Source organism: Pseudomonas sp. FBCC-B1667 (genome assembly GCF_059133255.1).
The window spans coordinates 1,435,524-1,450,178 of record NZ_CP101437.1 but is presented as its reverse complement, the minus strand read 5'-3'; the positions used below and the strand labels follow the sequence as shown (position 1 = coordinate 1,450,178).

The following is a 14,655-nucleotide window of genomic DNA, read 5'->3' as shown; positions in this document are numbered from 1 at the left end:
CGACCCTTATACGGCCATCAGGTCGGCTTCTTTCTGCTTGGTGGCCGCATCGATGTCAGCCTCAGCCTTGTCGGTCAGCTTCTGGATATCGGCAGCAGCACGACGCTCTTCGTCTTCGCTGATTTCCTTGTCTTTGACCAGCTTCTTAAGGTCACCCAAGGCATCGCGACGGATGTTGCGCACGGCTACACGAGCATCCTCAGCTGCGCTACGCGCCTGTTTGGTGAAGCCCTTGCGGGTTTCTTCAGTCAAGGCAGGCATGGAGATCAGCAGCAACTCACCCAGGTTGGTCGGGTTGAGGTTCAGGCCGGCACTCTGGATCGCCTTGTCGACGGCCGCGAGCATGTTGCGCTCAAACGCGACGACCTGCAGGGTGCGGGAGTCTTTTACCGTGATGTTGGCCACTTGAGTGATGGATGTGTCTGTACCGTAGTACGGCACCATCACGCTCCCCAGAATGCTTGGGTGCGCCTTGCCGGTACGAATCTGACCAAATGCATGGTTCAGAGAGTCCAGGGATTTCTGCATGCGCTCTTGAGCGTCTTTCTTGATTTCATTGATCATTGTTGGCCTTCCTCGATCAGGGTCCCTTCAGCGCCGCCATGCACGATGTTCAGCAGGGCGCCGGGCTTGTTCATGTTAAAGACGCGCAACGGCATCTTGTGGTCGCGGCACAGGCAAATGGCCGTCAGATCCATCACGCCCAGCTTGCGATCCAGCACTTCATCGTAAGTCAGATGATCGAACTTCTCGGCATGCGGGTCTTTGAACGGGTCAGCGGTATAGACGCCATCGACCTTGGTCGCCTTGAGCACGACATCGGCATCAATTTCGATTGCACGCAAGCAGGCCGCGGAATCCGTGGTGAAGAATGGATTACCGGTACCCGCCGCGAAAATCACGACTTCCTTGGCGTTCAGGTGGCGCATGGCTTTGCGACGATCATAGTGATCGGTTACGCCGACCATGGAAATGGCCGACATCACGATGGCCGAGATATTGGCACGTTCCAGCGCATCGCGCATGGCCAGGGCGTTCATCACAGTGGCCAGCATGCCCATGTGATCGCCCGTCACCCGATCCATGCCGGCCGCGCTCAGCGCTGCACCGCGGAACAGGTTGCCACCACCGATCACCAGACCGACCTGAACGCCGATACCGACCAATTGGCCGACTTCCAGCGCCATGCGATCCAGAACTTTCGGATCGATCCCGAACTCTTCCGAGCCCATCAGGGCCTCGCCGCTAAGCTTGAGTAGAATGCGTTTATAGCGAGCCTGATAACCACTGCCCTGCTGAGCCATTGCGAATCTCTCCTGCGGCGTATTTTAAAAAATTCTTTGCGAGCTGTTTGCAGCTGCGTTCACTCTAGCTTGGCGCTGCTTCAGCGCCATCGGAACATGGCTTTGTAAGCCAGTTCCAACGGGAAACCAATTAAAAATTGGCGACCCATCTGAAAAGAGGCTGCGCGCGTAAGCGGGCAGCCTCTTCAGGGCGACAGTTAAAAAAACCGTCTTACGACTTGGCAGCAGCCAGCTGGGCAGCAACTTCTTCAGCGAAGTTGTCCACTGGCTTCTCGATGCCTTCACCTACTTTGAAGTAGGTGAAAGAAACGATTTCAGCACCGGCTTTCTTGGCCAGCTCGCCCACTTTGATTTCAGGGTTCTTGACGAACGCCTGCTCAACAAGGCTTGCTTCAGCCAGGAACTTGCTGATACGGCCTTTGACCATATTCTCAACAATGTTTTCTGGCTTGCCTTTGATTTTTTCTTCGTTCAGCTGCAGGAACACAGCTTTTTCACGCTCGATCGCTTCGGCAGAAACTTCCGAAGGCAGCAGGAACTCTGGGTTGCTGGCCGCTACGTGCATAGCGATGTCTTTGGCCAGTTCAACGTTGCCGCCTTTCAGGACAACTGCGACGCCGATCTTGTTACCGTGCAGGTAACCACCCACAACATCACCCTCAACACGTACCAGGCGACGGATGTTGACGTTTTCGCCAACCTTGCCAACCAGTACCAGGCGATCAGCTTCTTGAGCGGCGATCAGCGGAGCGACGTCAGTCAGTTTGTCGGCGAACGCTTTTTCAACGCTAGCAGCAACAAATGCCTTGAAGTCGTCCTGCAGGGCCAGGAAGTCAGTCTGCGAGTTCACTTCCAGCAGAACAGCAGATTTGCCGTCTTCTTTCAAAGCGATTGCGCCTTCAGCAGCTACGTTGCCTGCTTTCTTGGCAGCCTTGATTGCGCCGGAAGCGCGCATGTCATCAATGGCTTTTTCGATGTCGCCGTCAGCCTTTTCCAGGGCTTTCTTGCAATCCATCATGCCTTCGCCGGTACGCTCACGCAGTTCTTTAACCAACGCTGCAGTAATTGCTGCCATTTTCAAAATCCTCTTGGATAGGTTTTCAACCATTCCACCCGATCGAACGGGCGATCAATTCTTCCCGAACCACCGTTGTAAGCCGCTGCACGTTACAGCTCTGCAAGTGCGGGGCCGACAAACGGTTTTCGAGGTGGCAAAAAGGGGGCCAAGCCCCCTTTTTGCTTACTGAGTCAACGCCAAGGCGTCAATTACTCAGCTGCTGCTGCCGGAGCTTCTTCAACGAACTGCTCGGTGCCGCCAGCAACGTGGTTGCGACCGCGGATTACAGCGTCAGCCATCGAACCCATGTACAACTGGATAGCGCGGATTGCGTCATCGTTGCCTGGGATGATGTAGTCAACGCCTTCCGGGCTGCTGTTGGTATCGACTACGCCGATAACCGGGATGCCCAGCTTGTTGGCTTCGGTGATCGCGATGCGCTCGTGATCAACGTCGATAACGAACAGTGCGTCTGGCAGACCGCCCATGTCCTTGATACCACCCAGGGAACGATCGAGCTTCTCAAGATCGCGAGTGCGCATCAGCGCTTCTTTCTTGGTCAGCTTGGCGAAAGTACCGTCTTCGGCTTGCACTTCAAGGTCACGCAGACGCTTGATGGAAGCACGGATGGTTTTGAAGTTGGTCAGCATGCCGCCCAACCAGCGGTGATCGACGTACGGCGAACCGCAACGTGCTGCTTCTTCAGCAACGATCTTGCCAGCGGAACGCTTGGTGCCGACGAACAGAATCTTGTTTTTGCCCTGGGCCAGACGCTCTACGAAAGTCAGAGCTTCGTTGAACATTGGCAGGGTTTTTTCAAGGTTGATGATGTGAATCTTGTTACGCGCGCCGAAAATGTATTTACCCATTTTCGGGTTCCAGTAACGGGTTTGGTGACCGAAGTGCACACCGGCCTTCAGCATATCGCGCATGTTGACTTGGGACATGATAGTTCCTTAATAAGTCGGGTTTGGCCTCCACGTATCCCAATGACCAACCAGCAGCATCAGCTGAAGGCACCCAGGTCATCGTGTCGACACGTGTGTGGATTTAAGCCTTTCGGGGTATCCCCGGAAAGCGGCGCATTTTATACCACAAGGCTGAAAAAAACGGAACCCGGATTCTCAAATCCTGCCGCACACCCTTAATCGACCCGTGGAATCGTTCAAGAATGCGCCGTTCTATACAGAGATGCGACGCACAGAGGCTCAGATTTGCACTGATCGTCTGATAGAATCAGGTTTTTCAGGGCCGCGAAGATCGATCGCACACCGCCCATTTCGTTTTAACAAGCGCCATCGAGCGCAGAGAGAGCCTGTATGACCGTCACCCTCAAAACCCCAGAGGACATCGCAAAAATGCGCATCGCCGGCAAACTGGCCGCCGATGTGCTGGAAATGATTGCCGCACATGTCAAACCGGGCATCACCACCGATGAACTGGACCGCATCTGCCACGACTACATCGTCAACGAGCAGAAAGCCATACCCGCCCCGCTCAACTACAAAGGCTACCCGAAGTCGATCTGCACCTCGATCAACCACGTGGTCTGCCACGGAATTCCAAACGACAAGCCGCTGAAAAACGGCGACACCCTGAACATCGACGTAACCGTGATCAAAGATGGCTACCACGGCGACACCAGCCGCATGTTCCACGTCGGTGAAGTGCCGGTGTGGGCCGAGCGCCTGTCGCAAGTGACCCAGGAATGCATGTACAAGGCGATTGAAATCGTCAAACCCGGCTGCCGCCTCGGCGACATCGGCGAAATCATCCAGAAGCACGCGGAAAAGAACGGTTTCTCGGTGGTTCGCGAGTTCTGCGGTCACGGCATCGGCAAAGTGTTCCACGAAGAGCCGCAAATCCTGCATTACGGCCGCGCCGGCACTGGCATGGAACTGAAAGCGGGCATGACCTTCACGATCGAGCCGATGATCAACCAGGGCAAGGCCGACACCAAGGTATTGGGCGACGGCTGGACCGCCATCACCAAGGACCGCAAGCTGTCGGCCCAGTGGGAACACACCCTGCTGGTCACCGAAACCGGCTACGAGATCTTCACCCTGCGCGCCGACGACACCATCGCCCGCGTCTCGGCCTGATCCGGACTGCTCAGCTCTCAGCCTTATAGACAGACAGGAAAGCCAATCGATGCCGCAGGTGGATCCCGAACTCTTCGACCGCGGCCAGTTCCAGGCTGAACTGGCCCTGAAGGCAAGCCCGATCGCAGCCTTCAAGAAGGCGATCCGCCAGGCCCGCGAGGTGCTCGACGGGCGCTTTCGCAGCGGCCGCGACATTCGCCGGCTGATTGAGGATCGTGCCTGGTTCGTCGATAACATCCTGCAAAAGGCTTGGGAGCAGTTCAATTGGAGCGAAGACGCCGACATCGCGCTGGTCGCGGTCGGCGGTTATGGCCGCGGTGAACTGCACCCGTATTCCGACATCGATCTGCTGATCCTTCTGGACAGCGCCGACCACGAAGTTTTTCGCGATTCCATTGAGCGTTTTCTGACGTTGTTGTGGGACATCGGCCTGGAAGTGGGTCAGAGCGTTCGTTCGGTGGATGAATGCGCCGTGGAAGCACGCGCTGACCTGACCGTTGTCACCAACCTGATGGAAAGCCGCACCATTTGCGGTCCCGAACGCCTGCGCCAGCGCATGCTGGAGGTCACCAGCACCGCACACATGTGGCCAAGCAAAGACTTCTTCCTGGCCAAGCGTGCCGAGCAAAAAGCCCGTCACCACAAATACAACGACACCGAGTACAACCTGGAACCCAACGTCAAAGGCTCGCCCGGCGGCCTTCGGGATATCCAGACGATTCTGTGGGTGGCCCGTCGCGAATACGGCACCCTGAACCTGCGTGCACTGGCCGGCGAAGGGTTTCTGGTAGAGAGCGAAAACGCCCTGCTGGCCTCTTCCCAGGAATTCCTCTGGAAGGTCCGTTACGCGCTGCACATGCTCGCCGGTCGCTCCGAAGATCGCTTGCTGTTCGATCACCAGCGCTCGATTGCCGGGCTGCTGGGCTTCGTCGGCGATGACGCCAAGCAAGCCATCGAAAACTTCATGCAGCAGTACTACCGGGTGGTCATGAGCATTGCCCAGCTCAGCGACCTGATCATCCAGCACTTTGAAGAAGTCATCCTCGCCCCGGAAGACGAAGCGCCGCCGCAGCCGATCAACTCGCGGTTCCAGCTACACGACGGTTATATCGAGGCGCGCAACGACAACGTATTCCGTCGCACGCCCTTCGCCATGCTCGAAATCTTCGTGCTGATGGCCCAACAGCCTGAAATCAAAGGGGTTCGCGCCGATACCATCCGACTGCTGCGCGAACATCGGCACCTGATCGACGATGAATTCCGTAACGACATTCGCAATACCAGCCTGTTTATCGAGCTGTTCAAGTGCAAGATCGGCATCCACCGCAACCTGCGCCGGATGAACCGTTACGGCATCCTCGGGCGCTATTTGCCGGAGTTCGGCTTCATCGTCGGCCAGATGCAACACGATCTGTTCCACATTTATACGGTCGACGCCCACACCCTGAACCTGATCAAACACCTGCGTAAGCTTCAGTATTCACAAGTTTCGGAAAAATTTCCGCTGGCAGCCAAGCTCATGGGCAAACTGCCCAAGCCCGAGCTGATCTATATGGCCGGGCTTTACCACGACATCGGCAAGGGCCGACATGGCGATCACTCGGAAATCGGCGCAGTGGATGCCGAAGCCTTTTGCCAACGCCATCAGTTGCCGGTGTGGGACAGCCGCTTGATCGTCTGGCTGGTGCAAAACCACTTGGTGATGTCGACCACGGCCCAACGCAAGGACTTGTCCGACCCGCAGGTGATCCACGATTTCGCGCAGATTGTCGGCGACGAAACTCGCCTCGATTACCTGTACGTGCTGACGGTTGCCGACATCAACGCCACCAATCCGACCCTGTGGAACTCCTGGCGCGCCAGCCTGTTGCGCCAGCTCTACACCGAGACCAAGCGCGCTTTGCGCCGCGGCCTGGAGAATCCGGTCGATCGTGAAGAGCAGATCCGCCAGACCCAAAGCGCCGCACTGGACATCCTCGTGCGCGGCGGCACCGATCCGGACGACGTCGAGCAACTGTGGGCGCAGTTGGGCGATGATTACTTCCTGCGTCATACCGCTGGCGATGTGGCCTGGCACAGTGACGCGATTCTCCAGCAACCGGCCGACGGCGGGCCGCTGGTGCTGATCAAGGAAACCACTCAGCGTGAATTCGAGGGCGGCACGCAGATCTTCATCTATGCACCGGACCAGCACGACTTCTTCGCCGTGACCGTGGCCGCGATGGATCAGCTCAACTTGAACATTCATGACGCCCGGGTCATCACCTCCAGCAGCCAGTTCACCCTCGACACCTACATCGTGCTTGATACGGACGGCGACTCGATTGGCGATAACCCGGCGCGGGTCAAACAGATCCGCGACGGCCTGACCGAAGCCCTGCGCAACCCGGACGATTACCCGACCATCATCCAGCGCCGGGTGCCGCGCCAACTCAAGCATTTCGCCTTTGCGCCCCAAGTGACGATCCACAACGACGCCCAGCGCCCGGTGACGGTGCTGGAACTCACGGCGCCCGACCGTCCGGGCCTGCTGGCGCGAATCGGCACGATCTTCCTGGAGTTCGACCTGTCGCTGCAAAACGCCAAGATTGCCACGCTGGGTGAGCGGGTAGAGGACGTGTTCTTCATTACCGACGCGAACAACCAGCAATTGTCGGACCCGCTGCTGTGCAGCCGCTTGCAGGATGCAATCGTTGAACAGCTGAGCGTCAGCCACGAACCCGATATCAAACTGTCGCGCATCAGTATCTGACCGCGTGCCAGGATTCAGCCGCTTTGAACGAGACCCCGCACCGATGAACAACGCTCTGAACCAGTTGCAGCCCTACCCTTTCGAGAAACTCCGCGCCCTGCTCGGCAGCGTCACGCCAAACCCGGAAAAACGCCCAATTGCCCTGTCCATTGGCGAGCCGAAGCACCGCTCGCCAAGTTTCGTGGCCGAAGCCCTGGCCAGCAATCTGGATCAGATGGCCGTGTACCCGACCACCCTCGGCATCCCCGCCCTGCGTGAAGCCATCGCCGCCTGGTGCGAACGCCGCTTCAGCGTCCCGACCGGCTGGCTCGACCCGGCGCGCAACGTGCTGCCGGTCAACGGCACCCGTGAAGCGCTGTTCGCCTTCACCCAGACCGTGGTCAACCGTGGAGATGATGCCCTGGTGGTCAGCCCGAACCCGTTCTATCAGATCTACGAAGGCGCAGCGTTCCTCGCCGGGGCCAAGCCACACTACCTGCCCTGCCTGGACGAAAACGGCTTCAACCCGGATTTCGACGCTGTCTCGCCGGACATCTGGAAACGCTGCCAGATCCTGTTCCTGTGCTCGCCAGGCAACCCGACCGGCGCGCTGATTCCGGTCGACACCCTGAAAAAACTGATCGCCCTGGCTGACGAATACGACTTTGTGATCGCTGCGGACGAATGCTACAGCGAGCTGTATTTCGACGAGCAAACCCCGCCGGCCGGCCTGCTCAGCGCTTGCGTGGAGCTGGGCCGCAAGGACTTCAAGCGCTGCGTGGTGTTCCATAGCCTGTCCAAACGCTCCAACCTGCCGGGCCTGCGTTCAGGTTTTGTCGCCGGCGATGCCGACATTCTCAAAGGCTTCCTGCACTATCGCACCTACCACGGCTGCGCCATGCCGGTTCAGACCCAATTGGCCAGCATCGCCGCCTGGAATGACGAAGTGCATGTCCGCGCCAACCGTGCGCTGTACCGCGAGAAGTACGATGCGGTGCTGGCAATCCTCAGCCCGGTGATGGACGTGCAGCGTCCGGATGGTGGTTTTTACTTGTGGCCAAATGTTGAAGGCGACGACGAGGCGTTTTGCCGTGATCTGTTTGTGGAAGAACACGTGACCGTGGTCCCGGGCTCATATTTGTCCCGTGCGGTTGATGGCTTCAACCCGGGTGCAGGTCGCATACGCTTGGCGCTCGTTGCGCCACTGGCAGAATGCATAGAAGCCGCAGAACGCATTCGCGCCTTTATTACGCGCAATAAATAACACTGCCACCCGCGCCATACCCCATGGCGCGGGACAATGTTATAAAGCCGAACTCAACCCACTGCAAACATCCAAACTACTTGAGAGCCCTTCTAACTCTTTAGTAGCGCCTTCGCATGCCCACAACAAAAGAAACCACACAGCCACCTGCAACCACCCTCAAATATATAACCAACTAGAGAACTTTTAATATCCACAACGCGCAATGCAATGTGAAAGAGCGAAAAACATAAACATACTGAAACACCACAACATTCGCCACTTATCTTGATATCGATTACAACTTACCGGATGCGAAACACTTTAAACTGCCACCCGCACAGTTTTCCTGCACCTTAAAAAATCAAAACCATTAACACCCACACGTAGCGAAAACATATGAATATTCCAAAACCCTGCTGCCGCATGTACGACCTCAACGATGCTGGCTCTACTATTAACGCTTCCGAAGCCTCCGATAACGAGGCGAGCGGCAACTGCCTATCACCCACCGCACGAAGCGTCGTGGCGCTTACCAAATTCTGGACCAACGGCCAAACGCTGCGCATTGCCATTACACGCTATGACGAAGCCATGTTTCAGACCGTCGTCGCCGCCATCAACCAATGGGCGCCCCACGTAAACCTGGAATTTGAATTCATCGAACTGGACGATAACGACGAGTTGTATGACGGGGACATACGCATATTACTGTCTCACTTCTACGATGGCGCAGGCAGCTCTGTCATTGGGACAGACGCACGAAACATTCTCCCGCATCTGCCCACAATGGTGCTGGGCACCGACTACCAGTCTCCTTTTTTCACGGTAGCAGTCATGCATGAATTTGGTCATGCCCTTGGGGTTGAACATGAACATCAACATCCCGATGCGCCGCTGGACTGGAATCTACCCGCCCTCTATCACGAATTCAAAAAACACGGTTGGACCGAAGAAGAGATTTACCGGAATGTCCTGAAAAAATTTGATGACCGCCAGATCCGCCAAACACCTTATGACCCGAAATCAATCATGCATTACGCCTTTCCCGCGAGTGTCATGTGGGACAAGATCGAAGTTGCTCAAAACAACCAACTGTCCGAGCAAGATATCAAGTTCATCAGCTCGGTTTATCCACGCTGAAAAACCCTGGGTCGCCATTAGCTCAGGACTTCACTTGACCCAGGTTCGCCTCACTCAAATCCAGTTCCCCCAACACTTCTCGCAACACGTCATCGGCAATCTGGTGATGACGGCTGAGTTTGTACAACTCCAGGCGCTGCGCTCGTAGCGCCTTCAACCGCAGACGCCGCTCCAGCAAGTCCATCTGAAAGGCCAGTGCCTGGGCTTCCGCCGAATCATTGAACACGTCCAGTTGATGGCGATACTCGGACATGATCCGCGCTTTCAGTTCGGCGGCCAACGCGGACTGAGCGGCGTCCTGGGGAGTGGCCTCCTCGGCTTCGAGTGCATGAATCGCCGCTTCTGCGGTTTTTCGCCAGGCATCTCGCACTTCATTGCGGCGCTTGTCGTCGGGACTTTTCTCAATGCCGCGCAGCAACAACGGCAGCGTGATACACGCGGCAATCAGCGACAGCAGAATCACCCCGGCGGCGATGAAGATCAGCAGATCCCGCTCGGGAAACGCGTCGCCGCCCATCAGCAGCGGCACCGACAGTACACCTGCCAGCGTCACGGCTCCGCGGACGCCGCCGACCGTCAGCAACCAGCAGGAGCGCGCGGTCGGCACTTGAGTCATGTCGCCTTTGCCGCGCAATCGTCGCAGCAGAACCGACAAACGCCAGATGCTCTGCACCCAGACAAAGCGCAACACCAGCAGCACCAGAAAAATCACCACCACGTCGAGGCAGCGGTAAAGCAAGGTGGGCCACAGCGAGGTTTCGTGGCTGCCCACCGCCTTGATGATGTCCGGCAACTGCAAGCCCAGCAGGAGGAAGATCAAGCCGTTGAACGCGAACTCCAGCAACGACCAGACACTGCGGTTGAGCAGCCGGGTACTCGTCTGGCGCGGCAGCAGATCGAGCCAACTCTGCATCATCCCCGCTGCCACCGCCGACAGAATGCCCGAGGCGCCAAGGCGCTCGGCCAGCACGTAGGCGGCAAACGGCAGCAGCAACATGAAAACGACGTGGGTCGCCGGATCATCCCAGCCACGAGCGATCATCCACGACCTCAAACGCCCCACCAGCCAGCTCAGCGCCACGCCCACGGCCAGGCCGCCAACTGCCACCAACACGAACGTCACGCTGGCGTTGGCCAGTGAAAACACGCCGGTTACCGCTGCGGCCAACGCAAACTTGAACGTCACCAGGCCCGAGGCATCGTTCATCAGCGCCTCGCCTTGCAGCATATGCATCAGCGGCGTCGGCAAGCGGTTCTGGGAAATCGCCGAGACCGCTACGGCATCCGTCGGCGACAGCACGGCCGCCAGCGCAAAGGCCACCGGCAGAGGAATGCTCGGCAGCAACCAATGAATGAAATAGCCGGCGCCGACCACCGTAAACAACACCAGCCCCACCGCCAGGGTCAGGATCGGCCCGCGCAATCGCCATAATTCACGCTTGGGCATGCGCCAGCCGTCGGAGAACAGCAGCGGGGGCAGGAACAGAAAGAGGAACAATTCGGGATCCAGCGCCACATGCAGACCCAGGGTCGGCCAGGCCAGCACCGCACCCGCGGCAATTTGCACCAATGGCAACGGCAGCGGGATCACCCGTCCGATCAAGCGTGAAACGCCGACCAGCATCAGCAGGATCAGGACGGTGTAGGCGGTTTGCATAAAGCGCGGTTCCCAGGCAATCGACAGCATTGAAGTGCCATATTAGCCGCTTAGACTGCGGGCTGACCGTTGCACCAATGTCGCATGCAGTCGCGAACTGCCTGACAACCTCTGTGGGAGCGAACTCACTCACACAGGGGTTGCGATGACTTAACGACCGTGGCCGCCGCGAAACCGTCCGGTCATGGCATAATCCGTCACCTTTTATTTCCAGCACCTGCAAAGGGGGCAATTCCTTGACCGTTTCAAGCAAAACGTTGCACCTTTTCGGCATCAAAGCCTGCGACACCATGAAAAAGGCGCGCACCTGGCTCGATGAACACGCTGTCAGCTATGACTTTCATGATTACAAAACGGCCGGAATCGACCGTGAACACCTGACCCAATGGTGCGACGAGCACGGCTGGCAAGTGGTGTTGAACCGTGCAGGCACGACCTTTCGCAAGCTCGACGACGAACGTAAAGCCGATCTCGACCAGCCGAAAGCCATCGAACTGATGCTCGCACAACCCTCGATGATCAAGCGCCCGGTGCTCGATCTCGGTGACCGAACCCTGATTGGCTTCAAGCCAGATATCTATGCGGCAGCGCTCAAGTAAGCCTGCCCGTTCAATTTCGTAGAGGTATTCACATGTCCAATTCCCTGTTCAGCCTGGCCTTTGGTGTCGGCACTCAAAACCGTCAAGGCGCATGGCTGGAAGTGTTCTACGCCGCTCCTGTCCTGCATCCGTCGGCTGAAGTCATCGCTGCCATCGCGCCGGTCCTGGGTTACACCGAAGGCAATCAGGCCATCGCTTTCAGCACCGCTCAGGCGTCGCAACTGGCTGAAGCGCTGAAAAGCGTCGACGCCGCCCAGGCTGCCCTGCTGACCCGTCTGGCCGAGAGCCACAAGCCGCTGGTCGCAACTATCCTGGCCGAAGATGTGCAACTGACTTCCACGCCTGAGGCTTACCTCAAGCTGCACCTGCTGTCCCACCGTCTGGTCAAGCCGCACGGCCTGAACCTGGCCGGCGTGTTCCCGCTGCTGCCGAACGTGGCATGGACCAGCCAGGGCGCGATCGACCTGGCCGAACTGGCTGAACATCAACTGGAAGCCCGCCTGCGTGGCGATTTGCTGGAAGTGTTCTCGGTGGACAAGTTCCCGAAAATGACCGACTACGTGGTTCCGGCCGGCGTGCGTATCGCTGACGCGGCACGTATCCGTCTGGGCGCCTATGTGGGCGAAGGCACCACCGTCATGCACGAAGGTTTCGTCAACTTCAACGCCGGCACCGAAGGTCCGGGCATGATCGAAGGTCGCGTATCGGCAGGCGTATTCGTCGGCAAGGGCTCGGACCTGGGCGGCGGTTGTTCGACCATGGGTACCCTGTCGGGTGGCGGCAACATCGTGATCAAGGTCGGTGAAGGCTGCCTGATCGGCGCGAACGCCGGCATCGGCTTTCCGTTGGGCGACCGCAACACCGTTGAGTCGGGCCTTTACGTGACCGCTGGCACCAAAGTGGCGCTGCTGGACGAAAACAATAAGCTGGTCAAAGTCGTCAAGGCGCGTGAACTGGCCGGTCAACCAGACCTGTTGTTCCGCCGCAATTCGGAGACCGGTGCCGTGGAATGCAAAACCCACAAATCGGCCATCGAACTGAACGAAGCGCTGCACGCTCACAACTAAGCGTTGCGGCCAACGTAACCGATCACCTGTGGGAGCGAACCTGCTCGCGAAGCTTTTCGGCGGCCTCAAGGACGCCTTCGCGAGCAGGCTCGCTCTCACAAGGTCATGCGCATGGGCCGAATGACATGATGATTCACTCTCCCTGGCGCGCCGATTTTCCGGCCATCGCCGCTCTGCAACGGCAAGACCAGACCTATCTGGACAACGCCGCCACCACGCAAAAGCCTCAAGCCCTGCTGGATGCCCTCACGCATTACTACGCCAACGGCGCAGCCAACGTGCATCGGGCGCAACATCTGCCCGGCGCCCACGCCACCCAGGCGTTCGAGGCCAGCCGCAGCAAGGTCGCGCAATGGCTGAATGCAGGCGATTGCGGACAGATCATCTTTACCCACGGCGCGACTTCCGCGCTGAACCTCCTGGCCTATGGCCTGGAGCATCTTTTCAATCCGGGCGATGAGATTGTCATCAGTGCTCTGGAACATCACGCCAACCTGCTGCCGTGGCAGCAACTGGCTCAGCGGCGCGAGTTGAAACTGGTGATCCTGCCGCTGGACGCCGGCGGCTTGATTGATCTGGATGCCGCCGCGCAGTTGATCGGGCCGCAAACCCGCTTGCTGGCGGTCAGTCAGCTGTCCAACGTGCTTGGCGCGTGGCAGCCGTTGCCCGCCTTGTTGGCAATGGCCGAGACGCACGATGCGTTGACCGTCGTCGATGGCGCACAAGGCGTGGTGCATGGCCGGCATGACGTGCAGGCGCTGGGATGCGACTTCTACGTATTTTCCAGCCACAAACTCTATGGCCCCGACGGCTTGGGCGTGCTGTTCGGACGCAACGAAGCGCTAAAACAACTGCGTCACTGGCAGTTCGGTGGCGAAATGGTGCTGGATGCCGATTATCACCACGCACGCTTTCGCCCGGCCCCGCTGGGTTTCGAGGCTGGAACACCACCCATCGCCAGTGTGATTGGTCTGGGCGCGACGCTGGACTACCTCGCCGGGCTCGATCAGGACGCCGTTATCGCCCATGAAGCGGCGCTGCATGATTATTTGCTGAAGGGGCTTGAGGCCCGTAACGGCATCCGCCTGCTGGGTAAACCGCAACTGGCCCTGGCGAGTTTTGTCGTCGAGGGTGTGCATAACTCGGATCTGGCGCATTTGCTGACCGAACAGGGGATTGCCGTTCGCGCCGGTCATCACTGCGCGATGCCGCTGCTCAAAAGCTTCGAACTGGCTGGGGCGATCCGGGTCTCGTTGGCGCTGTACAACGATTCCGAAGACCTGGAGCGGTTCTTTGAAGCGCTGGATCAGGCGCTGGAGCTGTTGCGATGAGTCTGCCTGCCGATGCGGTGACGGCGCTGGAGACGTTCCATAACGCCGCCGGCTGGGAACAGCGGGCGCGATTGCTGATGCAATGGGGCGACCGCCTGCCGGCATTGAGTGATGTGGATAAAGTGGATGCCAACCGGGTGCACGGCTGTGAAAGCCAGGTGTGGTTGGTGGGCGCGCTGCAGGACGGCCATTGGCAGTTTGCAGCGAGCAGCGATGCGCGATTGATTCGCGGGTTGGTGGCGTTGTTGCTGGCGCGGGTTAACGGCTTGTCGACGGTGGAGTTGCGGCTGGTGGATTTGCCGGAGTGGTTCCATCAGCTTGGGCTGTCGCGGCAACTGTCGCCGTCACGCAGCAATGGCCTGAATGCCGTGTTCCAGCGGATGAATGAGTTGGCGGGTTAATCGCCTTCGCGAGCAAGCCC

The 14,655-nt window shown here is 58.4% G+C and carries 13 protein-coding genes; 8 read left to right on the top strand and 5 right to left on the bottom strand.

Annotated features, from left to right (window positions below; translation table 11 throughout):
* Positions 1–6: 6 nt before the first annotated feature.
* The 4 genes from frr to rpsB form a co-directional block, all read right to left on the bottom strand.
* Positions 7–564: a ribosome recycling factor gene (gene frr / locus NL116_RS06325; RefSeq protein WP_007949335.1), complete on the bottom strand. Its 558-nt coding sequence runs from the start codon at positions 562–564 to the stop codon at positions 7–9.
* Positions 561–1,304, bottom strand: a complete 744-nt coding sequence (pyrH, locus tag NL116_RS06320) for a UMP kinase (RefSeq protein WP_003172271.1) — start codon at positions 1,302–1,304, stop codon at positions 561–563. The genes frr and pyrH overlap by 4 nt, the downstream gene beginning before the upstream one ends.
* A 211-nt stretch (positions 1,305–1,515) precedes the next feature.
* The gene (gene tsf / locus NL116_RS06315) at positions 1,516–2,379 is read right to left on the bottom strand and encodes a translation elongation factor Ts (RefSeq protein WP_007949329.1); all 864 of its coding nucleotides are present in this window, start codon (positions 2,377–2,379) and stop codon (positions 1,516–1,518) included.
* 191 nt (positions 2,380–2,570) lie between these two features.
* Positions 2,571–3,308 (bottom strand): 30S ribosomal protein S2, encoded by a 738-nt coding sequence (rpsB, locus tag NL116_RS06310; RefSeq protein ID WP_007907989.1) that lies wholly within the window; start codon positions 3,306–3,308, stop codon positions 2,571–2,573.
* A gap of 372 nt (positions 3,309–3,680) precedes the next feature.
* Between rpsB and map the strand changes: the two genes are divergently transcribed.
* The 4 genes from map to NL116_RS06290 all read left to right on the top strand — a co-directional run bounded on the left by map (position 3,681) and on the right by NL116_RS06290 (position 9,580).
* Positions 3,681–4,463: a type I methionyl aminopeptidase gene (gene map, locus NL116_RS06305; RefSeq protein WP_494376458.1), complete on the top strand. Its 783-nt coding sequence runs from the start codon at positions 3,681–3,683 to the stop codon at positions 4,461–4,463.
* Between the two features lie 49 nt (positions 4,464–4,512).
* A complete protein-coding gene (locus tag NL116_RS06300; protein WP_494376457.1) occupies positions 4,513–7,215 on the top strand; it encodes a [protein-PII] uridylyltransferase in 2,703 nt (900 codons plus the stop codon).
* A 43-nt stretch (positions 7,216–7,258) separates the two neighbouring features.
* Positions 7,259–8,458, top strand: coding sequence for a succinyldiaminopimelate transaminase (gene dapC, locus NL116_RS06295; protein ID WP_494376456.1), 1,200 nt, complete (start codon positions 7,259–7,261; stop codon positions 8,456–8,458).
* 378 nt (positions 8,459–8,836) lie between these two features.
* Positions 8,837–9,580: a M12 family metallopeptidase gene (locus NL116_RS06290; RefSeq protein WP_494376455.1), complete on the top strand. Its 744-nt coding sequence runs from the start codon at positions 8,837–8,839 to the stop codon at positions 9,578–9,580.
* Between the two features lie 22 nt (positions 9,581–9,602).
* On the opposite strand, the gene NL116_RS06285 is transcribed toward NL116_RS06290, so the two are convergent.
* Complete coding sequence (locus NL116_RS06285; RefSeq protein WP_494376454.1) at positions 9,603–11,237, bottom strand: Na+/H+ antiporter; 1,635 nt, start codon at positions 11,235–11,237, stop codon at positions 9,603–9,605.
* 290 nt (positions 11,238–11,527) lie between these two features.
* Here NL116_RS06285 and NL116_RS06280 point away from each other — a divergent pair, with 290 nt between their 5' ends.
* The 4 genes from NL116_RS06280 to NL116_RS06265 all read left to right on the top strand — a co-directional run bounded on the left by NL116_RS06280 (position 11,528) and on the right by NL116_RS06265 (position 14,635).
* A complete protein-coding gene (locus tag NL116_RS06280) occupies positions 11,528–11,836 on the top strand; it encodes an arsenate reductase (protein WP_231986532.1) in 309 nt (102 codons plus the stop codon).
* A gap of 32 nt (positions 11,837–11,868) precedes the next feature.
* Entirely contained in the window at positions 11,869–12,903 is a 1,035-nt protein-coding gene (gene dapD / locus NL116_RS06275) for a 2,3,4,5-tetrahydropyridine-2,6-dicarboxylate N-succinyltransferase (protein ID WP_494376453.1), read from the top strand.
* Between the two features lie 125 nt (positions 12,904–13,028).
* Positions 13,029–14,234: an aminotransferase class V-fold PLP-dependent enzyme gene (locus NL116_RS06270; protein WP_494376452.1), complete on the top strand. Its 1,206-nt coding sequence runs from the start codon at positions 13,029–13,031 to the stop codon at positions 14,232–14,234.
* Positions 14,231–14,635 (top strand): SufE family protein, encoded by a 405-nt coding sequence (locus tag NL116_RS06265; RefSeq protein WP_494376451.1) that lies wholly within the window; start codon positions 14,231–14,233, stop codon positions 14,633–14,635. Before NL116_RS06270 ends, NL116_RS06265 begins: the two co-directional genes overlap by 4 nt.
* Positions 14,636–14,655: the final 20 nt, after the last annotated feature.